At 70.7% G+C, this 24,777-nt stretch carries 22 protein-coding genes and 1 pseudogene; 11 read left to right on the top strand and 12 right to left on the bottom strand.

All coding sequences use genetic code 11. The features are described 5' to 3' along the window. The first annotated feature begins 11 nt into the window (after nt 1-11). The 4 genes from gcvH to ABXJ52_RS26010 all read left to right on the top strand — a co-directional run bounded on the left by gcvH (nt 12) and on the right by ABXJ52_RS26010 (nt 3,578). The gene (gcvH, locus tag ABXJ52_RS26025; RefSeq protein WP_367045086.1) at nt 12-389 is read left to right on the top strand and encodes a glycine cleavage system protein GcvH; all 378 of its coding nucleotides are present in this window, start codon (nt 12-14) and stop codon (nt 387-389) included. A 30-nt stretch (nt 390-419) separates the two neighbouring features. After that, complete coding sequence (gene glyA, locus ABXJ52_RS26020) at nt 420-1,682, top strand: serine hydroxymethyltransferase (RefSeq protein ID WP_367045085.1); 1,263 nt, start codon at nt 420-422, stop codon at nt 1,680-1,682. Nucleotides 1,683-1,885: 203 nt separating this feature from the next. Then, nucleotides 1,886-3,256: an L-serine ammonia-lyase gene (locus ABXJ52_RS26015; RefSeq protein WP_367049278.1), complete on the top strand. Its 1,371-nt coding sequence runs from the start codon at nt 1,886-1,888 to the stop codon at nt 3,254-3,256. A gap of 100 nt (nt 3,257-3,356) precedes the next feature. Further along, a complete protein-coding gene (locus ABXJ52_RS26010) occupies nt 3,357-3,578 on the top strand; it encodes an EF-hand domain-containing protein (protein WP_367049276.1) in 222 nt (73 codons plus the stop codon). Nucleotides 3,579-3,650: 72 nt separating this feature from the next. Here ABXJ52_RS26010 and ABXJ52_RS26005 read toward each other — a convergent pair whose 3' ends face one another. Together ABXJ52_RS26005 and leuA are read right to left on the bottom strand one after the other, a co-directional pair. Beyond that, nucleotides 3,651-4,451, bottom strand: coding sequence for an ATP-binding cassette domain-containing protein (locus tag ABXJ52_RS26005; protein ID WP_367045084.1), 801 nt, complete (start codon nt 4,449-4,451; stop codon nt 3,651-3,653). Beyond that, nucleotides 4,448-6,154, bottom strand: a complete 1,707-nt coding sequence (gene leuA / locus ABXJ52_RS26000) for a 2-isopropylmalate synthase (protein ID WP_367049274.1) — start codon at nt 6,152-6,154, stop codon at nt 4,448-4,450. Before leuA ends, ABXJ52_RS26005 begins: the two co-directional genes overlap by 4 nt. Before the next feature lie 284 nt (nt 6,155-6,438). Here leuA and ABXJ52_RS25995 point away from each other — a divergent pair, with 284 nt between their 5' ends. Further along, nucleotides 6,439-7,131, top strand: coding sequence for an FCD domain-containing protein (locus ABXJ52_RS25995; protein ID WP_367045083.1), 693 nt, complete (start codon nt 6,439-6,441; stop codon nt 7,129-7,131). Here the strand turns inward: ABXJ52_RS25995 and ABXJ52_RS25990 are convergent. After that, nucleotides 7,128-7,808 (bottom strand): MerR family transcriptional regulator, encoded by a 681-nt coding sequence (locus ABXJ52_RS25990; RefSeq protein WP_367045082.1) that lies wholly within the window; start codon nt 7,806-7,808, stop codon nt 7,128-7,130. The two genes, ABXJ52_RS25995 and ABXJ52_RS25990, sit on opposite strands and share 4 nt — an antisense overlap. A gap of 159 nt (nt 7,809-7,967) precedes the next feature. Between ABXJ52_RS25990 and ABXJ52_RS25985 the strand changes: the two genes are divergently transcribed. The 3 genes and pseudogenes from ABXJ52_RS25985 (at nt 7,968) to ABXJ52_RS25975 (ending at nt 10,116) form a co-directional block, all read left to right on the top strand. Continuing rightward, nucleotides 7,968-8,951, top strand: coding sequence for a hypothetical protein (locus ABXJ52_RS25985; RefSeq protein WP_367045081.1), 984 nt, complete (start codon nt 7,968-7,970; stop codon nt 8,949-8,951). Then, nucleotides 8,948-9,322, top strand: a pseudogene (locus ABXJ52_RS25980) (ABA4-like family protein); the annotation flags it as partial. The gene ABXJ52_RS25985 and the pseudogene ABXJ52_RS25980, both read left to right, overlap by 4 nt. Then, nucleotides 9,232-10,116 (top strand): NAD(P)-binding domain-containing protein, encoded by an 885-nt coding sequence (locus tag ABXJ52_RS25975; protein WP_367045080.1) that lies wholly within the window; start codon nt 9,232-9,234, stop codon nt 10,114-10,116. The pseudogene ABXJ52_RS25980 and the gene ABXJ52_RS25975, both read left to right, overlap by 91 nt. A gap of 28 nt (nt 10,117-10,144) precedes the next feature. Here ABXJ52_RS25975 and ABXJ52_RS25970 read toward each other — a convergent pair whose 3' ends face one another. From ABXJ52_RS25970 to ABXJ52_RS25940, 7 genes are all read right to left on the bottom strand, one after another. After that, nucleotides 10,145-10,696 carry a glycoside hydrolase family 25 protein gene (locus ABXJ52_RS25970; protein ID WP_367045079.1) on the bottom strand — a complete coding sequence of 184 codons (552 nt, stop codon included), beginning with the start codon at nt 10,694-10,696 and terminating at the stop codon, nt 10,145-10,147. 86 nt (nt 10,697-10,782) lie between these two features. After that, nucleotides 10,783-11,970 (bottom strand): PQQ-binding-like beta-propeller repeat protein, encoded by a 1,188-nt coding sequence (locus ABXJ52_RS25965; RefSeq protein ID WP_367045078.1) that lies wholly within the window; start codon nt 11,968-11,970, stop codon nt 10,783-10,785. Next, on the bottom strand, nt 11,970-12,749 hold the full coding sequence (locus tag ABXJ52_RS25960; protein ID WP_367045077.1) for a polysaccharide deacetylase family protein: 780 nt from the start codon (nt 12,747-12,749) through the stop codon (nt 11,970-11,972). Before ABXJ52_RS25960 ends, ABXJ52_RS25965 begins: the two co-directional genes overlap by 1 nt. 394 nt (nt 12,750-13,143) lie before the next feature. Beyond that, a complete protein-coding gene (locus tag ABXJ52_RS25955; RefSeq protein ID WP_367045076.1) occupies nt 13,144-13,647 on the bottom strand; it encodes an ATP-binding protein in 504 nt (167 codons plus the stop codon). Nucleotides 13,648-13,934: 287 nt separating this feature from the next. Then, nucleotides 13,935-14,705: an enoyl-CoA hydratase-related protein gene (locus tag ABXJ52_RS25950; protein WP_367045075.1), complete on the bottom strand. Its 771-nt coding sequence runs from the start codon at nt 14,703-14,705 to the stop codon at nt 13,935-13,937. A 67-nt stretch (nt 14,706-14,772) separates the two neighbouring features. Next, entirely contained in the window at nt 14,773-16,017 is a 1,245-nt protein-coding gene (locus ABXJ52_RS25945; RefSeq protein WP_367045073.1) for an Ig-like domain-containing protein, read from the bottom strand. 157 nt (nt 16,018-16,174) lie between these two features. Next, on the bottom strand, nt 16,175-17,374 hold the full coding sequence (locus ABXJ52_RS25940; protein WP_367045072.1) for an Ig-like domain-containing protein: 1,200 nt from the start codon (nt 17,372-17,374) through the stop codon (nt 16,175-16,177). Between the two features lie 221 nt (nt 17,375-17,595). On the opposite strand from ABXJ52_RS25940, the gene glgX reads away from it, so the two are divergent. The 3 genes from glgX (at nt 17,596) to ABXJ52_RS25925 (ending at nt 22,833) form a co-directional block, all read left to right on the top strand. Further along, the gene (glgX, locus tag ABXJ52_RS25935) at nt 17,596-19,926 is read left to right on the top strand and encodes a glycogen debranching protein GlgX (RefSeq protein ID WP_367045071.1); all 2,331 of its coding nucleotides are present in this window, start codon (nt 17,596-17,598) and stop codon (nt 19,924-19,926) included. 93 nt (nt 19,927-20,019) lie between these two features. Further along, nucleotides 20,020-20,973, top strand: a complete 954-nt coding sequence (locus tag ABXJ52_RS25930; RefSeq protein WP_367045070.1) for a LysR family transcriptional regulator — start codon at nt 20,020-20,022, stop codon at nt 20,971-20,973. A 504-nt stretch (nt 20,974-21,477) separates the two neighbouring features. Next, on the top strand, nt 21,478-22,833 hold the full coding sequence (locus tag ABXJ52_RS25925) for a carbohydrate-binding protein (RefSeq protein ID WP_367045069.1): 1,356 nt from the start codon (nt 21,478-21,480) through the stop codon (nt 22,831-22,833). Between the two features lie 10 nt (nt 22,834-22,843). Here ABXJ52_RS25925 and ABXJ52_RS25920 read toward each other — a convergent pair whose 3' ends face one another. After that, the gene (locus tag ABXJ52_RS25920; RefSeq protein WP_367045068.1) at nt 22,844-23,473 is read right to left on the bottom strand and encodes a response regulator transcription factor; all 630 of its coding nucleotides are present in this window, start codon (nt 23,471-23,473) and stop codon (nt 22,844-22,846) included. After that, the gene (locus ABXJ52_RS25915; protein WP_367049272.1) at nt 23,466-24,701 is read right to left on the bottom strand and encodes a sensor histidine kinase; all 1,236 of its coding nucleotides are present in this window, start codon (nt 24,699-24,701) and stop codon (nt 23,466-23,468) included. Before ABXJ52_RS25915 ends, ABXJ52_RS25920 begins: the two co-directional genes overlap by 8 nt. Nucleotides 24,702-24,777 lie beyond the last annotated feature (76 nt).

Raw genomic sequence — 24,777 nt, 5'->3', positions numbered from 1 at the left:
GAATTCAGGTCATGAGCAACCCCCAGCAGCTGCGTTACAGCAAGGAGCACGAGTGGCTCTCGGCCGCCGCGGACGGTGTGGCGACGGTCGGAATCACGGAGCACGCGGCCAACGCGCTCGGTGACGTCGTCTACGCCGACCTTCCCGAGGCCGGCGCCGCGGTGACCGCGGGCGAGACGTGCGGCGAGCTCGAGTCGACCAAGTCGGTCAGCGACCTGTACTCGCCGGTGACCGGTGAGGTCGTCGAGTCGAACCAGGACGTCGTGGACGACCCGTCGCTGGTCAACTCCGCCCCGTTCGAGGGTGGTTGGCTCTTCAAGGTACGGATCACGGAGGAGCCGAAGGACCTGCTCTCCGCGGACGAGTACACCGAGTTCTCCGGCAGCTGAAGCCCCCCGAAGACCCCTAGGGACCACCTGATGTCGCTTCTCAACACCCCTCTCCACGAGCTGGACCCGGACGTCGCCGCCGCCGTCGACGCCGAGCTCCACCGCCAGCAGTCCACCCTGGAAATGATCGCCTCGGAGAACTTCGCTCCGGTCGCCGTCATGGAGGCCCAGGGCACGGTCCTCACCAACAAGTACGCCGAGGGCTACCCCGGCCGCCGTTACTACGGCGGCTGCGAGCACGTCGACGTCACCGAGCAGATCGCGATCGACCGGATCAAGGACCTGTTCGGCGCCGAGTACGCCAACGTCCAGCCGCACTCCGGCGCCTCCGCCAACCAGGCCGCCCTCTTCGCGATCGCCCAGCCCGGCGACACGATCCTCGGCCTCGACCTGGCGCACGGCGGCCACCTCACCCACGGCATGCGCCTGAACTTCTCCGGCAAGCAGTTCAACGTGGTCGCGTACCACGTGGACGAGGCCGGTCTGGTCGACATGGCCGAGGTCGAGCGCCTGGCCAAGGAGAACAGCCCCAAGGTGATCATCGCGGGCTGGTCCGCCTACCCGCGTCAGCTGGACTTCGCGGAGTTCCGCCGGATCGCCGACGAGGTCGGCGCGAAGCTGTGGGTCGACATGGCGCACTTCGCCGGTCTCGTCGCCGCCGGCCTGCACCCGAACCCGGTGCCGTACGCGGACGTGGTCACCTCCACCACGCACAAGACGCTCGGCGGCCCGCGCGGCGGCGTCATCCTGGCCCGCGACAAGGCGTTCGCGAAGAAGCTGAACTCCGCGGTCTTCCCCGGCTTCCAGGGCGGCCCCCTGGAGCACGTGATCGCCGCCAAGGCCGTCTCCTTCAAGGTCGCGGCCTCGGAGGAGTTCAAGGAGCGCCAGCAGCGCACCCTGGACGGCGCCCGCATCCTGGCCGAGCGCCTGGTGCAGGACGACGCGAAGGCCGTCGGCGTCGACGTCCTGTCCGGCGGCACGGACGTGCACCTGGTCCTGGTGGACCTGCGCAACTCCGAGCTGGACGGCCAGCAGGCCGAGGACCGCCTCCACGAGGTCGGCATCACGGTCAACCGCAACGCGGTCCCGAACGACCCGCGCCCCCCGATGGTCACATCGGGTCTGCGGATCGGTACGCCCGCGCTCGCGACCCGTGGCTTCCAGGAGGACGACTTCCGTGAGGTCGCCGACGTCATCGCCGAGGCGCTGAAGCCGGGCGACGTCGACACGGAGTCGCTCAAGGCCCGCGTCTCCGCCTTGGCGGAGAAGCACCCGCTGTACCCCAACCTGTAGCATTTTCGTACGCTTTCTTTCGTACGGACCTTCGGGGCACCGCGCACACTGGACAGTGAGGACAGTGAGTGCGGTGCCCCGGCCCATGCCCCGCTTTCTGCACCGCCCACCCGTCGCCCGCCACCACCCTCAACCGAGGCGCTGTCGCGCCGCTGAATGCTCTGGCAGACAACGGCGTCTACCAACCACCATTGGAGTTTCTCGTGGCCCTCTCGGTCTTCGACCTGTTCTCGATCGGCATCGGCCCGTCCAGCTCCCACACGGTCGGTCCCATGCGCGCCGCACGCATCTTCGCGAGCCGCCTCAAGAACGAGGGCCTGATGGCCCACACCACCGCGATACGGGCCGAGCTCTACGGCTCGCTCGGCGCGACGGGCCACGGCCACGGCACCCCGAAGGCGGTCCTGCTCGGCCTGGAGGGCGAGTCACCGCGCTCGGTCGACGTGGAGTCGGCGGACGACCGCGTCGAGCAGATCAAGTCGAGCGGCCACCTCAACGTCCTCGGCATGCACGAGCTCGACTTCGACTTCGACGAGGACCTGGTCCTGCACCGCCGCAAGGCCCTGCCGTACCACGCCAACGGCATGACGATCTTCGCGTACGACCGCGACGGCGGGCTCGTCCTGGAGAAGACGTACTACTCCGTGGGCGGCGGCTTCGTGGTCGACGACGACGCGGTGGCCGGCGAGAACCCGATCGTGCCGGACGACACGGTCCTCAAGCACCCGTTCCGCACCGGTGACGAGCTGCTGCGCCTGACCGAGGAGACCGGCCTCTCCATCTCCGCGCTGATGCTGGAGAACGAGAAGGCGTGGCGCACCGACGAGGAGATCCGCTCGGGTCTGCTCGACATCTGGGGCGTCATGCAGTCCTGCGTCTCGCGCGGCATGTCCCGCGAGGGCATCCTGCCGGGCGGCCTCAAGGTCCGCCGCCGCGCCGCGAACTCGGCGCGGCAGCTGCGCGCCGAGGGCGATCCGCTGGCCCGCTCCATGGAGTGGATCACGCTGTACGCGATGGCGGTGAACGAGGAGAACGCCGCGGGCGGCCGGGTCGTGACCGCCCCGACGAACGGCGCCGCGGGCATCATCCCGGCAGTCCTGCACTACTACATGAACTTCATCCCCGGGGCCGACGAGGACGGCGTGGTCCGCTTCCTGCTCGCGGCGGGCGCCATCGGCATGCTCTTCAAGGAGAACGCCTCGATCTCCGGCGCCGAGGTCGGCTGCCAGGGCGAGGTCGGCTCCGCCTGCTCGATGGCGGCCGGCGCCCTCGCCGAGGTGCTCGGCGGCTCCCCCGAGCAGGTCGAGAACGCCGCCGAGATCGGCATGGAGCACAACCTCGGCCTGACCTGCGACCCGGTCGGGGGGCTCGTCCAGATCCCGTGCATCGAGCGCAACGGCATGGCGGCCGTGAAGGCCGTCACCGCGGCGAAGATGGCGATGCGCGGCGACGGCAGCCACAAGGTGTCCCTCGACAAGGTCATCAAGACCATGAAGGACACCGGCGCCGACATGAGCGTGAAGTACAAGGAGACGGCGCGGGGCGGTCTCGCGGTGAACATCATCGAGTGCTGAGGCGCCTCCCTCTGGCCATGGGCGTACTCCTAGTGATCGCGTTCTCGGACGGCCGATACCCTGACCCTCGTCAGTAGTGCACGAAGAAGGGGTGGATCCGGTGGCGGACATCGAGGAAGCGCGTAAGACGTTCGAGCGGTTCGACGCGGACGGCGACGGCTTCATCACGGCGGCCGAGTGGAAGTCGGCCATGGCGCAGATGGGGGACTTCTACGTCACCGAGACCGTCGCCGAGGCCGTGATAGGCACGAAGGACACGGACAAGGACAAGCGCCTGTCCTTCGACGAGTTCTGGGCAAGCCTGAACAAGCTGAACAAGTAGGCGGGTACGACGCGGAAGGGGCCCGGCACGCGTGTGTGCCGGGCCCCTTCACGTCGTACGTGTACGGCGTGCTCAGCGGGGACGCCGCGCCGCCCGTACGCTCCACCGCCCCTCGGTGCGCTCGAGGCGCACCGGGTGGTCGAAGCACTTGCTGATCTGGTCGCTGGTCAGCACGTCGTCCACGGCGCCGGAGGCGAGCGCGCGGCCGTCGCGCAGCAGCAGCGCGTGCGTCGTACCGGCCGGGAGCTCCTCCAGGTGGTGTGTGACCAGGACCGTGGCGAGCTCGGGATGACTCTCGCGCAGGGCGTCCAGGCTGTCGAGGAGGCGCTCGCGGCCCGCGAGATCGAGCCCGGTGGCCGGTTCGTCGAGCAGGACGAGCCGCGGGCGCGGCATCAGCGCGCGTGCGATCAGGGTCCGGCCGCGCTCGCCCTGGGAAAGCGTGGGCCAGCGCGCGTCCGTGCGGTGTGCGAGGTCGAGCATGGCGATCAGGCGGTCGGCCTGCTCCTCCTGCTCTGGTGTGGGGCGCCATCGGGGCAGCGGTTCCACGCTGTTGGTGAGCCCGGTGAGGACGACGTCGCGTACCCGCAGGGGCGAGCGGAGTGGGTGGCGCGGGTTCACATGCCCTACGTAGGCGCGCAGATCCCGCAGGTCGACGCTGCCGAGGCGGCGGCCGAGGACCTCGACCGTGCCGTGCGTGGGGTGGGTGACGGCTCCGCAGAGGCTGAGCAGGGTCGACTTGCCGGCACCGTTCGCGCCGAGCAGCGCCCAGTGCTCGCCGGGGCGGACGGTGAGCGTGACCTCTTCGAGGATGGGGCGCCCTTCGCGGACGACGGTGACGTCCGCGGCGTGCAGCACGGGGACGGCTGTGGTCATCGGGTGACCGCCGCCCGGTTCACCGCGGCGAGCACGGCCTGCACGGACGCGGTCAGGACCGAGGTGTCGAGGCCCGCGCCCCACCGGACCACGCCGCCCACCCGGCACTCCGCGTACGCGACGGCCTCGCTGGCGCCGCCGGCCCCGGTGGCGTGTTCGGAGTAGTCGAGGATGTCGACGGTGATCCCCGCGGCGGCGAGCGCCTCGACGAAGGCGGACAGAGGGCCGTTGCCCACGCCCTCGAAGTCCCCCGCGCGGTCGCCTACTTGGAGGGTGCAGACGAAGCGGTGGGCGCCGTCCGGGGCTCGGTCGGTGGTCCAGGAGATCAGCTCCACCTCGCCGCCGCCCCGCCCCGGTGCGACGTAGGTCGCGCGGAACAGCTCGTACAGCTCCTTGGCGCTCGCCTCCTGACCGCTGTCGTCGGTGGCGTCCTGGACCACGCGTGAGAAGTCGGGGCGCATGCGCTGCGGCAGGTCAAGGCTGTGCCGGGTCCGCAGCAGATACGCCATTCCCCCCTTGCCGGACTGGGAGTTGACGCGGATGACGGCTTCGTAGCTGCGCCCGATGTCGGCGGGGTCGATGGGCAGATACGGCATGTCCCACGGCGCCTCGCCCTCCGTGACCCCCAACTCGGCTGCCCTGCGCGCGTGGTGGGCGAACCCCTTGCTGATGGCGTCCTGGTGGGTGCCGGAGAACGCGGTGTGGACGAGGTCGCCCGCGTAGGGGTGGCGGGGGTGCACGGGCAGCCGGTTGCAGTGCTCGACCACCTCGCGCACGGCGTCGATGTCCGAGAAGTCGACCATGGGGTCGACGCCTTGGGCGTACAGATTGAGGGCCAGGGTCACCAGGTCCACGTTCCCGGTGCGCTCGCCGTTGCCGAAGAGGCAGCCCTCGACGCGCTGCGCCCCGGCCAGGACGGCGAGTTCGGCGCAGGCGACGCCCGTGCCGCGGTCGTTGTGGGGGTGGACGGAGAGGATGACGGATGCGCGCCGGGCGAGGTGGCGGTGCAGGTACTCGATCTGGTCGGCGTACACGTTCGGGGTCGCGATCTCGACGGTCGCGGGCAGGTTGTGGGTGACGGGCCGTTCGGGGCTCGCGTCCCACAACTCGGTGAGCCCGTCGCAGAGTTCGATTACGTAGTCGGGCTCGGTGAGGTTGAAGGTCTCCGGCGAGAACTGGAACCGGATGTCCGCGCCCGGCCGCGCGTCGGCCAGGCGCGCCATGTGCGCGGCGGCTTCCGTCACGACGTCACGCACCTGTGCGCGCGAGCGCCCGAGCACCACGTCGCGCCAGACGGGCGAGGTGGGGATGTAGAGGTGCACGACGGCGCGGGGCAGGCCCTCGATCGAGTCGAAGGTGCGGTCGATCAGGTCGGGCTTGGCGGGCGTGAAGACGACGATGCTCACGTCATCGGGGATGCCGCCGCTCGCGCTGAGCGCGGCGAGGTCGCGCACGAAGTCGAAGTCGGCGCGGCTGGCCGACGGATAGCCGACCTCGATCTCCTTGAACCCCATCGAGACCAGCAGGTCGAAGAAGCGCCGCTTGCGGGCCGGGTCCATCGGCTCGGCGAGCGCCTGATTGCCGTCCCGCAGGTCGACGGGGACCCAGAGGGGTGCGCGCTCGATGCGGTTGCCCGGCCAGCCACGGTCCTGCGAGGGGACGGTGACGCGGTCCTCGCAGGGGCGGTAGCGGTGGTGCGGCATGGGGCTCGGGCGCTGGGGGTTCCACTGGTACGCGGACGGATGCACAGACGGTTCCGCGGACGGATGCGCGGACGGATACGCAGGGGATTTCACGGTGGCCTCTCGGCTCGGTCGGCAGCCGACCGGCAGCACGGCACCCCGCGGCGGGGTGCCGGTCGCTTCAGGCCCCGCCGCGGCAGCCGAGAAGAAGGAGACCGCAGAAGATCATGGGCCGACACTAGGCACACGTCAGCTCCTCAGACAAGTACTCCTCAGACAACTTCACGTTCCGGGAAGGCCCCCGCATGCCGCTCGGCTCCCTGCGTCCCAGCCCCCTGGTCGAACAGGCCACCAAGCGCCTGCGCGAGCAGATCACCGGCGGCCGGTGGCCCATCGGCAGCAAGCTCCCCGGCGAGACGACCCTGGCCAGAGAACTCGGCATCGGCCGCTCCACCGTCCGCGAGGCACTGCGCTCGCTCGCCGGGGCCGGACTCGTCAAGTCCCGGCAGGGCGCCGGTGTCTTCGTCATCGCGACCGAGCCGGTCGCGGACTGGCCGACACGGCTGCGGCGGGCGGCGGTGTCGGACGTGTACGAGGTGCGGATGCTGGTGGAGGTCCAGGCGGCACGCCTCGCGGCGATGCGGCGCACCGACGAGGACATCACCGCGATGCGCGCCGCGCTCGAAGGTCGCAGGGCCACCGCGTCCGCGAGCGACGCCGCTTTCATCGACGCCGACATCGCCCTGCACGCGGCCGTCGTGGCGGCGGCCCACAACCCCGTCCTCACGGACCTCTTCGCGGAGTTCGCCCCCGTGCTGCGGGAGGGCCTGCTCAACCTCCTCGATCTGATCGACGTACGCACCGAGGAGACGAGCCACGGCGACGCCGCCCATGCCGCCCTCGTACGGGCCGTCGAGGCGAAGGACGCGGAGGAGGCGGCACGCGTGGCGCAGACCGAACTCCAGGACACCCTCGGCCGGTTGCCGGCCCGCGACTAGCCCTCGCCCCTGGCGCCCACTCCCCCGCCCCGCCCCTCGCGCCCCACACCATCGGCCCCGTACAACCGCGCCGACGCGTTCACGTGAGCGAGCCGCCGCAGCGCGCTGAACACCGCCTCCCCCAGGACCGTGCCGATCACCACGCTCTCCACCAGATCTTCGACGGTCGCCCGCCGGCTCACGTAGCCGAGGTCGGCGCGGGCGACCAGCTCGGCGGCGTCGGCGTACTCGTCGAGCAGTTCCGTGAACGCCCCGTGGCCGACCCTGCCCATGGCGGCCAGGGCCCGTGACAGGTCGGCGGCCGCGGGGTTCGACTCGTGGGTGCGCCAGCCGCGGCGCGCGATCAGTTCCTCGACCGCCGTCCGCGCGGTCTCCGCCTCCGCGTCGTCCTCCGCTCCCCCCGCGGAACCGAGCCGGTCCGCGGCGGCACCCAGCACCTTGTGCAGCGGGCGCCCGGGGTCGTCGACCGCGCCGAGCACCTCCGCGATCGCGGCCACCTTCAGGCCGCCCACGTCAAGCAGCGCCCGGATGAGACGCAGCCTGCGCTCGTGCGCGTCGTCGTACTGGGCCTGGTTCGGGCTGCTCAACTCGCCTGGCGGCAGCAGCCCTTCACGGACGTAGTACTTGATCGTCGGCACCGGCACACCGGTCCTGCGGCTCAACTCACCAATGCGCACGGCCTGTCCACTCCTCTGTCCATTCCTCTGTCCGCCCTTGCCATCCCACACCCACATCATAGATAGTGGCGCTATCGGATAGCGGACAGCGCCACTATCTATAAGTGGCCGTCGGTGCCGTGCCCGTCTCCGCATCGCCGTCAAAGCAGGGGGATCTACATGCCTTTATGGAGTTCCTGGCACCGGCCACTCGTGGTGTTCTCCGCCTCCATGGCGACCCTGGCCGTCGTCTCCGCCATTGGCCTCGCCGTCGACGACCGCGTCCTCGTGGGCGCGCCGATCTGGTTCAAGCCGTTCAAGTTCTCCGTCTCGTTCATCGCGTACGGGCTCTCGCTCGCCTGGATGCTGTCGCTCCTGGACCGCGGCCAGAAAGCCGGCTGGTGGGCGGGCACGGTCGTCGCCGTGGCGAGCCTCGCCGAGATGGTGATCATCACCGGGCAGGTGGTGCGCGGGAAGCGCAGCCACTTCAACCAGCAAACCCCCTTCGACGAAGCCCTGTTCAACGCGATGGCCGTCACCGTCGTCATCCTGTGGCTCGGCACCCTGCTCATCGCCGTGCTGCTGCTGCGCGCCAGGATCGCCGACCGCGCGTCGGCCTGGGCACTGCGCTGCGGGATCACGCTCGCGCTCGCCGGGGCAGCCATCGGGTTCCTGATGACCCGGCCGACGCCCGCTCAGGAGCGGGGCTCCTCCCCGGTCGTCGGCGCGCACAGCGTCGGCGTACCGGACGGCGGCCCCTCCATGCCGCTCACCGGCTGGTCGACCACGGGTGGCGACCTGCGCGTCCCGCACTTCGTCGGCATGCACGCACTCCAGCTGCTCCCCCTGCTCCTCATGGCGCTGACCGCGCTCGCGGCACGCCCCCGCTTCGACCTGCTCGCCGACGGACGAGTGCGCCTGCGGCTCGTGCTCATCGCATCGGCCGCGTACGCCGCCGCCTTCGCCCTCGTCACCTGGCAGGCACTGCGCGGCCAGCCGCTCATCCACCCGGACGGCACGACACTCACGGCTGCGGGGCTGATCCTCGCCGCCACGGCAGCCGGCACCTTCGTAGCCCTCCGGGCGCCAACCGGCCCTGGCAGCGGACCGGTTCAGACGCCCGGAAGCACCGACACCGACGACGACAAGGAGCTCGTGGCATGACCGGAATCCTCTTCGAACTCTCCTTCTGGCTGGCCGCACCGGTCTGGCTGCTCATGATCTTCGCGCCGGGATGGCGAACGACGGCCCGCGTCGCCGCCTCGCCCCTCACCGTCGTACCGATCCTCGCCGTCTACGTGGCGATGGCGCTGCCGGTCCTCCCGGAACTCTGGGCAGCCGTGAGCAACCCGGACATCGACGGCTTCCGCGAGCTGCTCGTCCTCGCCAACGGGGCGGGCGCCATCTGGGCCCAGGTCATCGCCTGGGACCTGCTGATCGGACAGTGGATGTACCACGAGGCGCGGCGCATCGGCATCCATCCGCTGGTGACGGGGCCGCTCCTGGTCCTGACGATCCTCTTCTCGCCGTTCGGGCTGCTGATCTTCCTGCTGCTGCGTGCGGCGCGGGAACGGCGGGTGGCCGCGCGAACCGAGAGCCGGAATATCGCAGCCGATCCGGAGGTTGGCTCCGTTACGACACCGGCGAACCTACCCCGGAGGGGTCAGTCATGAAGATCGGCATCATTGGCGCGGGCAACATCGGCGGCAACCTCACCCGTCGCCTCACGGCCGTCGGTCACGACGTGTCCGTGGCGAACTCCCGCGGCCCGCACACCCTCACGGCACTCGTCGAAGAGACCGGAGCCAAGGCCGTGACGGTCGAGGAGGCCGCACACAACGCGGAGGTCGTCGTCGTGACGATCCCCCTGAAGGCCGTACCGGACCTGCCGTCCGGCTTCCTCGACGGCGCCGCCGAGAACGTCGCCGTCATCGACACCGGCAACTACTACCCGCAGCAGCGCGACGGGAAGATCGCCGAAATCGAGGAGGGCCTGACGGAGAGCCGCTGGACCGAGCGCCAAATCGGCCACCCGGTGATCAAGGCCTTCAACGGCACCTACGCCCACGACATCCTCGACAAGCCCCAGCCCAAGGGCACCCCCGGCCGCGTCGCCCTCCCGGTGGCCGGCGACGACGAGGCCGCCAAGAAGGTCGTACGCGATCTCCTCGACGAGATCGGCTTCGACACCGTCGACACGGGCGGCCAGGACGAGTCCTGGCGTCAGCAGCCGGGCACCCCGGTCTACGGCCTGGCCAAGGACACCGAAGCCGTCACCAAGGCCCTGTCCGAGGCCTCTCCCGAGCGCACGGCGGAGTGGCGCGCCTGACCCGCCACCGGTCGCGCGGCGGGGGTGGCTACGGCTTGGCCCAGTCCCGCAGCGCGTCCTCGCTGGCGAAGTCCGCCACATTCTTGTCCAGTGGCGTCGACGTGTACTGGTGGATGCGCCAGTCCGCCTGGATGCGGGGCTTGCCCGCCGTGACGTAGTCGGCGATCCAGAGGCCGTCGCCGGCGTAGGACGTGGTGTCGTAGTTCAACCAAAAGTCGCGGTTCGTGTAGAGCAACGTCTTATGAGAAGGCCGCAACCGCTTCACCTCCCGGATGAACCGGTCCTTCTCCGCGTTGCTCGCGCGCGTGCGGTCCCCCGTCCACTCCCAGTCCACCGCCAGCAAGTCCCCTGACTTCTCAGGGGCTTTGCTGACGAAGTACTCCGCCTGGGCCGTGATGTTCCCCGGCCACAGGAAGTGGTAGAAGCCGACCACGCAGCCGCCGTCCCGTGCTCGCTTCGTCTGGGCCGTCAGCCTCGGGTTGACGTACGAACGGCCCTCTGTCGCCTTGATGATGACGAAGGAGATGCCGTCCGTCTCGAATGTGGACTGGTACGAGCTGACGTCGATGCCTTTGAGCACGTGCGGCCTCCTGAGCGGCAGAGGGGAGGGCGGCTGGATCTACCCTTCTCGTGCCCGGTGGCCGCTGTGGTCAACCGTTGAACAGCTCAGCGGAAGATCCCCGTGTGGCCGAGGGAGTAGCGGCCGGGCTGCGGGTAGACCGCGAGGCCGTGCGGGCCGCCGCCGACGGGGATGCGGGCCGTCTGGACGCCGGTGCGGGTGTCGATGGCGTACACCTCGGAGTCGTAACGCCCCGACAGCCAGAGGGTGTTGCCGTCCGCCGACACTCCACCCATGTCGGGGCTGCCGCCCTGGGGGAGCTTCCACTTCTTGGTGAGCTTGTTCTTGGCGAAGTCGAACACCGAGACGGTGCCCTCGCCGCGGTTGGACACGTACATCTCGCGCGAGTCCCGGCTGACGTACAGACCGTGGGTGCCCTTGCCCGTCGGCAGGAGCTTCGGCTTGTCGAACTTCTCGCCGCTCAGGACCCACATGCCGTGGGCCATCATGTCGGCGACGTAGAAGGTCTTGCCGTCGGGCGAGATCTTCACGTCCTGCGGCATGGCGCCCTCGAAGGGCAGCTTCTGCTGGGCGACCACCTTCATCTTCTCGGTGTCGACCTTCAGGAGTTCGCCCGAGAACTCGCAGGAGACGATGAAGTAGCGGCCGTCGGCGGAGAAGTCGGCGTGGTTGACGCCGTAGCAGCTGACCGGTTCGGTCCTGACCTTCTTCATGGTGTGCGGGTCGCGGAAGACGAGCTCGCGGTCCATCGACGCCATCACGATCGCGTATTTGCCGTTGGGCGTGAAGTAGAGGTTGTACGGGTCGTGCACGTCGACAGGCTTGCCCGCCTTGCCGGTCTTGGGGTCGATGGGGGTGAGCGTGTGCCCGCGGTTGTTGTTGACCCAGAGCGTCTTCATGTCCCAGGAGGGGACGACGTGCTGGGGCTGGACCCCGACATCGATCGTGTCGATCACTTCGTACGACTTGGGGTCGATGACCGAGACGGTGTTGGAGTTGGTGTTGGGGACGTAGACCCGGGAGGGGAAGTCCTTGACCACCGGGGAGAGTTTGTTCGGGCGGTCGGCCGCGTAGACGTCCTTGGGGTCGAGGACGGGCGGCATGCCGGGCAGTCCGGGCGGAGCCTTGGACTCGGCGGGCTTCTGGACGCCCTTGGTGCTCAGGGCCTCGTTCTCGCGGGCGTCGCCGGCACAGCCGGCGAGCGCGGCGGTGACGACGGCACCGGCGGCGACGACCGCCGCGGTGCGCCGGGTGAGGTTCAGATGGAGGGTCATCAGGTCAGCAACTCCGTGGTCGTCACCGCGCGCAGGTCGCGGCGGTCCAGTTCTTCCAGGACGGCGGGGAGCGCGGCGACCGTGTCCGCGTACCCGAAGTGCAGGCTCACGACGGAACCGGGGCGCACCTCCGAGGTGATCTTGCGGGTGACGGCCTGGGCGCCGGGCGAGGTGAAGTCGAGGGAGTCGACGTCGTACGACAGGACGTGCGGGTAGCCGGCGCGGCGGGCGAGGCGGGCGACGAGGGGGGTCGCGGTCGCGGCTCTGGAGGGGCGGAACCAGGTGCCGATGGAGCTGGTGAGGCGGCGCAGGCGTTCGGCGCAGCCGGTGATCTCCGCGTGGGCTTCGGCCTCGGGCAGCGCGTTGATGGTGCGGTGGTGGTGGGTGTGGTTGCCGAGGTCGTGGCCGCCGTCGAGGATGCGGCGGGCGAGTTCGGGGTGTTCGTCGAGCCAGCTGCCGACGGCGAGGACGGTGATCTTCGCGTCCGCCTGCTCGGCGATGGTGAGCAGGGAGCGTGCGGTGGCCGGGTCGCCCTGGCCGTGGAAGGTGAGGGCGACCTGGGGCCGGCCGCGGGGGCTGTGCGCGATCTGGTCGGGGAGGCCGGGGAAGCGGCGGGGTGCGGGGGCGGCTCGGGGTGTTTTCGCGGCGGGGTAGCGGGCGGCGGGAGCGGCCTGGTCCGCGGGGGCGGCTCCGAAGGAGGAGCAGCCTGCGGTGAGCGCGCCCGCGACGGCCAGTCCGGCTCCCGTGCGCAGGGCTCCACGGCGGTCGGTCTCGGTCACGCGACCATTTAATGGGCAAAGAGGGCGAAAGCCGTTTATTGCCCTCCTGCGCGCCCTTCGGGTCGGCGGGGCGAGGGTGTGCGCCGCGCCATCTGCCCTTGCGGAACACCTGTCACAGCCAGAACTTAACCAGCGTTTACCAGGCAGGTGTCCCAGCTCACCAAGGATTCACATTTACACTGCCCCGTTTTGCCCCCATATACCCGGATAGGGACTTTTGGATCGCCGGGCCCCGTCTGCCATAGTCGGGGCCACGACCCCCATTGACCCGGGCTCAGGTCGTTCCGGCGTCGTGGACCACACCCCTTAGTCCACGGCGCTCCGCGCAGGCCCCCGCGATGCCGTAACCGGCGACCGGGGGCTTTCGCGTGCCGGCGGCCGCCCCGGCGTCGCCTCAGCGGTCGGCGACCCGCATCTCGAACCACGTCGTCTTGCCGCGCGGCAGCAGGTCCACGCCCCACCGGTCGGAAAGCTTGTCGACGAGGAAGAGGCCGCGGCCACTGAGGTCGAGTTCCTGGACGGGCATCAGGCAGGGCAGGCCGCGCGAGGGGTCGCGCACCTCGATCCTGATCCAGCCGCGCCGCCGCATCATGCGCAGGCCGAAGACGCGTGCGCCGGTGTGCCGCACGGCGTTGCCGACGAGTTCGGAGGTGAGGAGCACCGCGTCCTCGGTCAGCTTCGGGGAGAGCCCCCAGTGCCGGAGCACCACGACCTGGGCGAGCCTGCGCGCGATGGCGGCGGACTCCGGACGCGACGGCAGCGGAACCTCTCCGTCCGTCGGATTGCCGAACAACTCGAGCGCCTTGAGCGCGTGTTCGTCCTCAACCGCCGGCGACCAGCGCGCCGCGGTCGCACTCCCGTGTCGCCGCGGCTGTTCGATACCCTCCAGCCCCGCCATGCCCCCCATCATGGCCGCACGGAACGGGTTCCGGGGCCGTTCCGACGGAATAAGCCCCCCGGAACCATCCATTCCGGGGGGCCGGGTGGGCATATGCCAGAGGCAGACAAGCCCCTGCGACACCCTCGCTGACCTGCGATGACTACCCGCTTACGGGTGATCACTTACGGCCGCGGGCAAGGCAGGCTTAAGGTTCTCTTAAGCCTCGCATAATCCGCTCCTTCGGGGGACGCTTTGGCTGACGTGGCCTCAACTGGGCGTGCACCGGCGGTACTTCGTGCGTCGTTTCAGAGAAACTTCGCCTTGCCTGGACCCTCCTCGACGAAGCTGCGCATGCCCCGCTCGCGGTCCTCGGTGGCGAACAGACCGGCGAACCAGGTGCGTTCAATGGCGAGCCCGGTGTCGATGTCCGTCTCCAGGCCCGCGTCCACGGACTCCTTGGCGGCGCGCAGCGCGAGCGCGGGCCCCTGTGCGAGCCGCGCGGCCCACTGGTGCGCCTGCTCGTACACCTCGGCGGCGGGCACGACCCGGTCCACCAGGCCGATGGTGAGCGCCTCTTCGGCCTTGACCATGCGGCCGGTGAAGATGAGGTCCTTGGCCTTGGACGGGCCCACCAGGCGGGCCAGCCGCTGGGTGCCGCCCGCGCCGGGGATCAGGCCGAGCAGGATCTCCGGCTGGCCGAGCTTGGCGTTGTCGGCGGCGATGCGGAAGTCGGCGCAGAGAGCCAGCTCGCAGCCGCCGCCGAGCGCGTAGCCGGTGACGGCGGCGACGACGGGCTTGGGGATACGGGCGACCGCGGTGAAGGAGTCCTGCAGCGCCCTGGACCGCGCGACCATCGCCGCGTGGTCCATGGCCTGCATCTCCTTGATGTCCGCGCCCGCGGCGAACACCTTCTCGCCGCCGTAGATGATCACGGCGCGTACGTCGTCACGCCGGGTCGCCTCTTCGGCCAGCTCCTTGAGCCGGTCCTGGAGGGCGATGTCGAGCGCGTTCATCGGGGGGCGGTCGAGGCGGATCGTGCCGACGCCTTCGGCGACTTCGAGATGCACAGATGTCATGCGGGGCACGTTAGCCGTGCCCCGCATGACGGCGACATGTGGCCGGGGTGTGATCCCGGTCGGCCGGTCAGGCCTTCCACTTCTCCCAGGACATGTTCCAGCCGTTGTAGCCGTTCTCGGGCTGGATCGTCTTGTCCGCGGAGTTCTTCACGACCACGAGGTCCCCGATGAGTGAGTTCTCGAAGAACCATCCGGCGGGCGTCTTCTTGCTGTAGCCGCCGCGCACGTCGCTCAGGCCTATGCAGCCGTGGCTGGCGTTCGTGTTGCCGAAGGCGCCGCCCGACCAGTAGTTGCCGTGGATGAACGTGCCCGAGGTGGACAGGCGCATCGCGTGCGGGACGTCCTTGATGTCGTACTCGCCGCCGAAGCCGACGGTCTCGCCGTTCATGCGCGTGACCTGGAGCTTCTCGCTGATGACCATCTGGCCGTTGTACGTCGTCGTACCGGGGGCGCCCGCGGTGATCGGGATCTTCTTGATCTGCTTGCCGTCCCTGACGACCTTCATCTGGTGCGACTTGGCGTCGACGGTGGAGACCTGGCTGCGGCCGATGGTGAACTTCAGGGTCTTGGCCTGCTCGCCGTAGACCCCGGGGCGGCCCTCGACACCGTCGAGGTTGAGGTCGACGGTGACCTTCGTGCCCGCCTTCCAGTACTTCTCGGGGCGGAAGTCGATGCGGTCGTTGCCGAACCAGTGCGGCTCGACGTCCACGGCCGGCTCGGTCTTGATCTTGATGGCCTTCTCGACGTCCTCGGGCTCGGTGATCCCGCGGTTGAAGTGGACGGAGAACGGCATTCCGACGCCGACCTTCGAGCCGTCCTCCGGCGTGAACTGCCCGATGAAGGTGTTCTTCGGGGTCAGCGTCGTGAAGGTGGTGTCCTTGGCGGACTCACGCCCCTCGGAGTCCTTGGCTATCGCGTGGACCTTGTACTTCGTGGAGGCGGCGAGGTGGTGCGCCGGGGTCCAGCTCGCGCCGCCCGAGGTGATCTTGCCCGGGACCGGATTGCCCTTGCTGTCCTCGACCTTGACCTGGGAGAGCTTGCCCTTGTCGGCGGCTATCTTCAGTGCGCCGCTGGTGGCCACCGCATCGGCGCCGTCCTTCGGAGCTATGGTCACCACCGCCGTCGACGGCGCGTTCTTGTCGGCCGCCTTGCCCTCGCCGTCGCTGCCGGAGTCCGAGCCGCCGCCCCCGCCGCATGCCGTGACCAACAGCAGCGTCACACCCGATGCCACCGCAAAGAGGCCCTTGGTCCCCCGTCGTCGTGCGCTCCCCCGCGCACCAACCGACGTCCCCGATATCGGTCGCCCGTTCACGATGTGTCTCCCCTCGCACGGCCTGGTCAGGCCCGCACCCCAGTGCCTCAGCGCGCACAGACACGCGCCTGCGCTAGATAACCACACGGCCCTGACGGATGACTCCCCGCCAATGTCACCGTTCAGTCCCAACTGCGCATGGGGTACGGACCCTGCCTCAGCGCCCGTTCGTGGGATCGGCCTTCGGCTTCGTCCCGGGCGGCGCCGTCCAGTCCTTCCACTCCATGTTCCAGCCACCGAGCCCGTTGTCGGGAGCGACTTTCTTGTCATCGCTGTTGACGACTTCCACCACGTCGCCGATCAGGGTCCGGTCGAAGAACCACCCCGCGGGGGTCTGGGAACTGCCGCCCTTCACGTCGCGCAGGCCCACGCAGCCGTGGCTGACATTCGTGTTGCCCGGCGCGTTCGGGGCCCAGTAGTTGCCGTGCAGGAAGGTGCCGGAGGTCGTCAGGCGGATCGCGTGCGGGACGTCGGGGATGTTGTACTCGCCGCCGAAGCCGACGGTGCGGCTGTTCATCCGGGTCACCTCCAGCATCTCCGTGACCACCATTTTCCCGTTGTACGTGGGGGTCTTGGGGGCCCCGGCGGTGATCGGCACCGTGGAGAGGATCTCGCCGTCGCGGCGTACCTCCATCGTGCGATCCGCGGCGTCGACCAGGGAGGTCTGGCTGCGGCCGACCGTGAACGAGAAGCTCTTGTCCTGGAGGCCGTAGACGCCGGGGGCGGCCTCGACGTCGCGCAGGCGCAGTCCGATGGTGACCTTCGTGCCGGGTTTCCAGTACTTCTCGGGGCGGAAGTCCACGCGGGTCCTGCCGAACCAGTGCGGTTTCACGTCGACTTCCGGCTTCGCGGTGACGCTGATGGCGCGCTGGACGGCGTCGAGGTTCTCGATCTCCTGGTTGAACTCCAGGGAGACGATCATGCCGGTGCCGACGGTGGAGCGGTTCTCCGGTGACACGTAGGCGATGAACCGCTCGTCGGGGACGGCCGTCGTGAAGGTCGTGTGGCGGGCCGAGCGGCGGCCGTGGCCGTCGAGGGCGACGGCGTCCACCGTGTACTTCGCGGCGAGCGCGAGGCCGTCCTCGTCCAGTGGCTTCCAGGTCATGCCGTCCTCGTCGATGCGGCCCGGCACCGGAGCCTCCTGCGCGTCCTGCACCCGGACGACCTTCACCGATTCGAGGCGTCCGTCGGGGACCTCGACCTGGAGCCGTTCGTCCGCCTTGACTCCTTTGCTGCCGTCGTCGGGGGTCACCCGGATCGCGTCGGCGGGCGACCGTGGCTTGCCCATCAGCCGGTCGACGCCACCGCCGTCACCGCTGCATCCCGCGGCCCCGGCCAGCAGTCCTGCCCATGTCATTACGGCGGCCAGCGCGGCCCCTGCGCGCCGAGCGCGCCTCGCTACCTGTCTCACGTCCGTCCCAACGACGGTCCCCCTCCTGGGGAAACGTGAGTGCGACGCACGCGCTGGGCAGAACAGTGGGGAGGACGGCACGGGCCATCGGGTCCACACGTGCCGTCCGGTCGGGTAAGCCCACGCCGCCGGGACGCGGCAGGGGTCGAGCCGCAGGAGGCGAATGGGTGTCCAGCGCAGCCGAACAGGAAGCACTCAGGGGTGGGCGGCGCGGGACGGGCGCGGCCGCGGGGAACGGCAAGGCCCCCGCCGTGAACGGGACGTCCAAGGAGGTGCGCGGGGCGCCGCGCGGTGCCCCGCCGGCGCGCGGGCTGCCCGCGTGGCCGGGGGCGCCGACGCCGCTCGGCGCGCGGTACAGAGTGGGGCCGGACGGCGTCGCCGGCACCAACTTCGCGCTGTGGGCGGGGGGTGCGGAGGCCGTCGAGCTCTGCCTGTTCGACGAGCGTGGCGTCGAGACGCGCACGTCGCTGACCGAGCTGACGCACGAGATATGGCACGGCTTCGTGCCGGGCGTCCGGCCGGGCCAGCGCTACGGCTATCGCGTGCACGGCCGCTGGGACCCGTGGACGGGGGCCCGCTGGAACCCGGCGAAGCTGCTCCTCGACCCGTACGCGCGCGCGGTGGACGGCGACTTCGCGACGCACGGGCTGCCGCCCGAGGTGTACGGGCATGTGCGGGACTGGCCCCAGCAGCACGTGGCCGACACCGTCCGGGACGACCGGGACTCGGCGCCGTACGTCCCCAAGGGTGTGGTCGTGCACGACGACGCGCCGGACGACGAGTGGGCCGACGACCGGCGCCCGAAGACGCCGTGGGCGGACTCGGTCATCTACGAGGTCCACGTACGCGGCTTCACCAAGCTGCACCCGGGGATTCCGGAGGAGCTGCGGGGTACGTACGCGGGGCTCGCACATCCGGCGGCGGTCGGCCATCTCGTACGGCTCGGGGTGACGGCGGTGGAGCTGCTGCCGGTGCACCAGTTCGCGCACGAGGACCATCTCCTGCGCCGGGGGCTCAAGAACTACTGGGGCTACAACTCGATCGGCTATTTCGCGCCGCACGCGGCGTACGCGGCGTCGGGTACGAGGGGGGAGCAGGTCGGCGAGTTCAGGCGGATGGTGCGGGCGCTGCACGAGGCCGGGATCGAGGTGATCCTGGACGTGGTCTACAACCACACGGCGGAGGCGGGGGAGCTCGGCCCGACGCTGTCGCTCAAGGGCATAGACAACCGCGGGTACTACCGGGTGCAGCCGTCGGACGCGCGGCGGTACGCGGACTACACGGGCTGCGGGAACACGCTCCAGGTGGTGCAGCCGCATGTGCTGCGGCTGATCACGGACTCCTTGCGCTACTGGGTGACCGAGATGGGGGTGGACGGTTTCCGCTTCGACCTCGCGGCGGCCCTGGCCCGCTCGTTCCATGACGTCGACATGCTGTCGCCTTTCCTCGCGGTGATCGCGCAGGACCCGGTCCTGCGGCGGGTGAAGCTGATCGCCGAGCCGTGGGACGTGGGGTCCGGCGGTTATCAGGTGGGGGCCTTTCCTCCGCTGTGGACGGAGTGGAACGACCGCTACCGAGGCGCGGTGCGGGAGTTCTGGCGGGGGGCGCTGCCCGATGTGCGGGATCTGGGGTACCGGCTCTCCGGGTCGAGTGACCTCTACGCGTGGGGCGGGCGCAGGCCGTACGCGTCGGTGAACTTCGTGACGGCGCACGACGGGTTCACGCTGCGGGACCTGGTGAGTTACGAGCGCAAGCACAACGAGGCGAACGGGGAGGGGAACAGGGACGGTTCGGACGACAACCGGTCGTGGAACTGCGGCGTGGAGGGTGAGACGGCGGACGCGGGGGTGGCGCGGCTGCGGCGGCGGCAGCTGCGCAATCTGCTGACGACGCTGCTGCTCTCGACGGGGGTGCCGATGCTGGTCGCCGGGGACGAGATGGGGCGCACGCAGCGGGGCAGCAACAACGCCTACTGCCAGGACAACGAGGTCAGTTGGGTGGACTGGGGGCTGCTGGACGAGCCGGAATGGGCGGCGCTCTTCGAGCTGACGTCCCGTCTGATCTCGTTGCGGCACCGGCATCCCGTGCTGCGGCGGCGGGCGTTCTTCTCTGGGCGTGCGCATTCGGCGGACGGGCTGCGGGATCTGGCGTGGTTCACGGCGCGCGGGAGGGAGATGACGGAGGGCGACTGGTACGCGCCTGCCGCGACGCTCGGCATGTATCTGTCCGGCCGTGACATTCCCGGGCGTGATGCCCGGGGCGCGCCGGTCGTCGACGACAGCTTCCTCGCTGTCCTGCACGCGGGGAGCCGTGCGGCGAGCTTCGTGCTGCCGGGGCCGCCGTGGGCGCGGGCGTACGAGGTGGTGGTGGACACGTCCCTGGAGGAGCAGGGGGACGCGCCGGGTACGGTGCTGCGCGCCGGCTCCCCGGTCACGGTCGCCGCGCGGTCGGTGCTGTTGCTGCGGGTGCGGGACGACGTGGCGGGGGGTGAGGGCTGAGGGCGCGGGTGGGGCTGAGGGCGCCTGGAGGCGGTCCGCATTGGTCCGTACCTGCCCATTGCAGCGCTGTCCCGCACGGGTCAAGCTCAGCCCATGGACCTGGAGTTGAGGCACCTGAAGACGATCCGGGCGATCGCCGACGCGGGCAGCCTGACCAAGGCCGCCACCGCGCTCGGGCTCGCGCAGCCCGCCCTGAGCGCGCAGTTGAAGCGGATCGAGCGCGCCTTGGGAGGGGAGCTGTTCGAGCGGGGGCGGCACGGGGTGCGGGCGACGGCGCTCGGGGAGTTCGTGCTGGCCCGCGCACGGGTGGTCCTGCCCGCTGTGACGGGCCTGCGGGAGGAGGCGCTGCGGTTCGGCCGGGCCTGGGAGGGCGGCGGCGGGTTCCGGCTCGGGGCGACGCACGGGCCGCTGCTCGGCGGGCTCGTGGACCGGCTCGCCGCGGCGTACCCGGGGGTGCCGGTGACGACCCACACCTCCTGGTCGGAGCGGGAGATCGCGTCCCGCACGGCCGAGGGGCTCCTCGACTTCGCGCTGGTGGGGACGTGCGGGGCGAGTACCCCGCCGGAGAACGAGTTCCTGGTGTGGCGGGAGGTCGCCCGTGACCCGGTGTTCGTCATGCTGCCCACGGGCCACGCCTTGGCCGACCGCCAGGAGATCGACCTCGCGGCACTCGCGGGCGAGGCGTGGACGGACGTGCCGGGTGACGGCTGCTTCGCGGACTGCTTCACGGCGGCGTGCGCGCGAGCAGGGTTCACGCCGTCATCCGTCTACGAGACGGACGTGGCGTCCTGCGTGCACCTGGTCCAGGTCGGCCGGGCGGTCGGCCTGTGCCGGGCGACGTTCCCGCCGACGCCGGGCCTGGTGACCCGCCCGCTCTCCGGGGCGCCGCTGTACTGGCGCCACCTGCTCGGCTGGCACCCGGCGGCCCGCTCCCACGACACCGCCCCCGAGGTCCTCACCCAGGCCAGAGCGGCCCACACCGAAGCCACGACCCGCAGCGAAAGCTACACGGCATGGCTGGCGACGCCTTCACCCCAACTGCCGTAGTGGGGCCAAGCTTCACCCCGTAACGGGGCCGCGCATCACGTCCCGAAACGGCACCGCGGCTTCGCCACCCCGCCCGGAGTCTGCGCCCGCGGCACACGCCGCAGCGGGCAACCACAGGCCACGGCGACCCACCCGCCGCCCTCGCCGCCCTTCTGGAGGCGGCGGCACCTCGCCGCACTCCCCTGCCCTCCCCGCACCCTCGCCGCACAGTTCCTAGGCCGGGCAACCGCCCGCCTCCCGTAGCCGGACGGCCCCTCGTCATCACCACACCCCCGTCCGCGCCGCGCCTCGCCCCCGTTATCTCCCCGCCCCTTCCGGCGCCGCACCCTTCCTACGTCCGGCAAACGCACCCCACCGCTCCTCCCCGGCTCCCATAACGCCAAGGACAGGGGTCAACTGACAGCTGATGCACGGACGTTGAGCGTTCTACGGTGTGGGCCATCCCGCTGGCCGTTCCCTCGTCGGTCCGCTCGTCCCCCTCGCACTCATCGAGGAGATGCCCCCATGCCTCCCATCCATCGCAGACGCTCCGCCGCGGCCTGTGCCGTGCTCGGTGCGCTTGTTCTTGCCGGGCTGCCCGGTACCGCCCATGCCCAGGGTTCGCCCTCCCCCGTCGAGACCGCCGCCGAGACCGCCGCCGTCGGCAAGACGTCGCCCGAGGTCCTGAAGGCCATGCAGCGGGACCTCGGTCTCACCTCGGCGCAGGCCGAGGCTCGTCTGGTCAATGAGGCCGAGGCCGGTGCCGTCGCGGGAGCCCTGCGGGTTGCCGTCGGCCGTGACTTCGCGGGCGCCTGGGTGAGCGGCGCCACCTCGGCGCGGCTCACCGTGGCCACCACCGACGCCTCCGATGTGCCGAGGATCGAGGCCCGGGGTGCGCGGGCCGAGGTCGTGCGGCATTCCCTGGCCCAACTCGACTCCGCCAAGGCACGGTTGGACCACGTCGCGGACAGCAGCGCCACGCGTGACGCCCCCGTCCGGTACGTCGACGTGCCGTCCAACTCCGTCGTCCTGCGTGCCCTGCGGCCGGGCGCCGCACGCTCCCTCGTCTCCGCGGCCGGCCTCGCCCCCTCCCTCGTACGCGTCGAGAAGACCCGGGAACGGCCGCGTCCGCTCTACGACCTCGTGGGCGGCGACGCCTACTACATGGGCGGCCGGTGTTCCATCGGCTTCCCGGTCACCAAGGGCACCCAGCAGGGCTTCGCCACGGCGGGCCACTGCGGGCGCGCGGGCACCGCGACGACCGGCTACAACCAGGTGGCCCAGGGCACGTTCCAGGCGTCCGTCTTCCCCGGCAGGGACATGGCCTGGGTCGCCACCAACTCCCAGTGGACCGCCACCCCGTACGTGAAGGGCCAGGGCGGGCAGCGGGTCGGCGTCGGGGGCTCCACGCAGTCCCCGGTGGGTGCGTCGATCTGCCGCTCCGGCTCCACGACGGGGTGGCACTGCGGCACGATCCAGCAGCACAACACCAGCGTCACCTACCCCGAGGGCACCATCAGCGGCGTGACGCGCACGACGGTCTGCGCGGAGCCCGGCGACTCGGGCGGCTCCTACATATCCGGCAGCCAGGCGCAGGGCGTCACCTCGGGCGGCTCGGGTGACTGCCGCAGCGGCGGCACGACCTTCCACCAGCCGATCAATCCGCTCCTTCAGCAGTTCGGCCTGACGCTGAAGACCACGGGTGGCGGCGACCCCGGCCCCGGCGACCCCGACCCGGGCGGCACGTGGGCCGCGGGCAAGGTCTACGCCCCGGGTGACTCCGTCACCTACGGCGGGTCCACCTATCGCTGCCTCCAGGGGCACCAGGCTCAGCCCGGCTGGGAGCCGCCGAACACGCCGGCCCTCTGGCAGCGCGCCTGACCCCGGGGGGTCAGCCGAGAATGCCGCGGCCGTACGCCGTGGCCACCGCCGCGGCCCGGTCCTTGACGCCCAACTTGCCGTAGATATGCGTGAGATGGGTCTTGACCGTGGCCTCGCTGATGAAGAGTTCCGCGGCGATCGCACGGTTCGACGTGCCCTTGGCGACGAGCGCGAGCACTTCCCGTTCACGGGTGCTCAGCGGTTCGTTGCCGGGGGCACGCACGCGTGAGACGAGCCGGGACGCGACGGCGGGTGACAGGACCGTGCGGCCCTGGGCCGCCGCGCGGACCGCGGTGAACAGGTCGTCGCGGGGCGCGTCCTTGAGGAGGTAGCCCGTCGCCCCCGCCTCGATCGCGGGCAGCGTGTCGGAGTCCGTGTCGTACGTGGTGAGGACCAGGACCCGGGCACGGGAGCCACGCCGGTTCAGCTCGGCGATCGCGTCGACACCGCCCCCGCCCGGCATCCGCAGGTCCATCAGGACGACGTCCGGGTCGAGCCGCTCCACCAGGGCGAGAGCCTCGACGCCGTCGGCCGCCTCGCCGAGCACCTCGAAGCAGGGGTCCGAGCGGAACATGCCGCGCAGACCGTCCCGTACGACGGGATGGTCGTCGACGATGAGGAGAGTGATCACGTCAGCCATGGCGGACCAACGGTACGCGAGCCGACAGCGCGGTGCCGTGCCCCGGCTCCGACTCGACGGTGAACGAGCCCGCGACGCGTTCGGCGCGCGCCCGCATCCCGTCAAGGCCGAAGCCGCCGGAGCCGCTGCGCCGCACCAGGTCCAGCGGATCGAAGCCGCGGCCGTCGTCACGTACGTCCAGTGCGACCTCGCCCTCCATGTACGAGAGGGTGACGCCCAAGCGGCCGGCGTCGGCGTGCCGGGTGGCGTTGGACAGGGCCTCCTGGACGATGCGCAGGAGGGTGGCCTCGATCTCCTCGTGCAGCGGCTCGGCGGCTCCGGTGACCGTGAAGTCGCCGCGTACACCCGTGCGTTCGGACCACTCCGCGACCGTCTTCTTCAACGCCTCGGGAAGCGCGTCGTGCTCCAGGGCCGTCGGGGAGAGGTTGTGGACGGAGCGGCGGGCCTCGCCAAGGCTGTGCCGGGCCAGGTCCGCCGCGCGGCCCAGATGCTCGCGGGCCAGAGTCTCGTCGGACGCGGCCGCGACGACCTGGAGCTGGGCGATGATGCCGGTGAGCCCCTGCGCGATGGTGTCGTGGATCTCGGCGGCGATCCTGCGCCGCTCGTCGGCGACCCCCGCTTCCCGTGCCTGGACGAGGAGTTGGGCGTGCAGAGCGGCGTTCTCGTCCATGGCCTGCTGAAGAGCGGTGTTGGTGTGTTCCAGTTCGACGATGGTGGCCGCGGCGTCGAGAGCGCGCTGGTCCTCCTGCGCCGCGAGGTGGGCGAAGACGGTGAGCAGCGCGACGTTCACCGCGAGCAGCGCGCCGAACACGGCCCAGCCCAGGTCGCCGTGGGGCGGCAGCCCGCCCGACTGGGAGCCCGCCATGATGACGGCGGTGGCGAACAGGCCGGGCTTGACCAGGCGTGGCGGCAGCAGCCGCTCGGTGCCGAAGTAGCCGACGATGGCGAAGAACGCGAAGAACGGGTTGATCCAGGTGAGGACGAAGGCGATCGCCCAGCGCAGGGCGTAGTAGACGATGCCGGCGGTCGAGGGGCCGGGACGTGAGCGGGCCAGTGGCCCCCACCACAGCTGGAGCGCCAGCGCCGCGACGATCAGGGCGCCCACCACGTACCACGCGTCGCGGCTCATGCCGATGACGCCGCTCGTGGCGACGGACATGACGGTGCCGAAGCCGAGCAGGACGTAGGGGCCCCAGCGAAAGAACATGCCCCAGCGCTGCTCGATCATCTGGGTGGCGTCCGCCGTACTCGTACTCACGGTCCCAGTGTCGGTCACTTCGCGCCCCGCCCTCAGCTCACTTCCA

Origin of the sequence: Streptomyces sp. Je 1-332, assembly GCF_040730185.1 — a bacterium.
Classification (GTDB): Bacteria; Actinomycetota; Actinomycetes; order Streptomycetales; family Streptomycetaceae; genus Streptomyces.
This window is presented reverse-complemented; position numbering and strand designations above follow the sequence as displayed.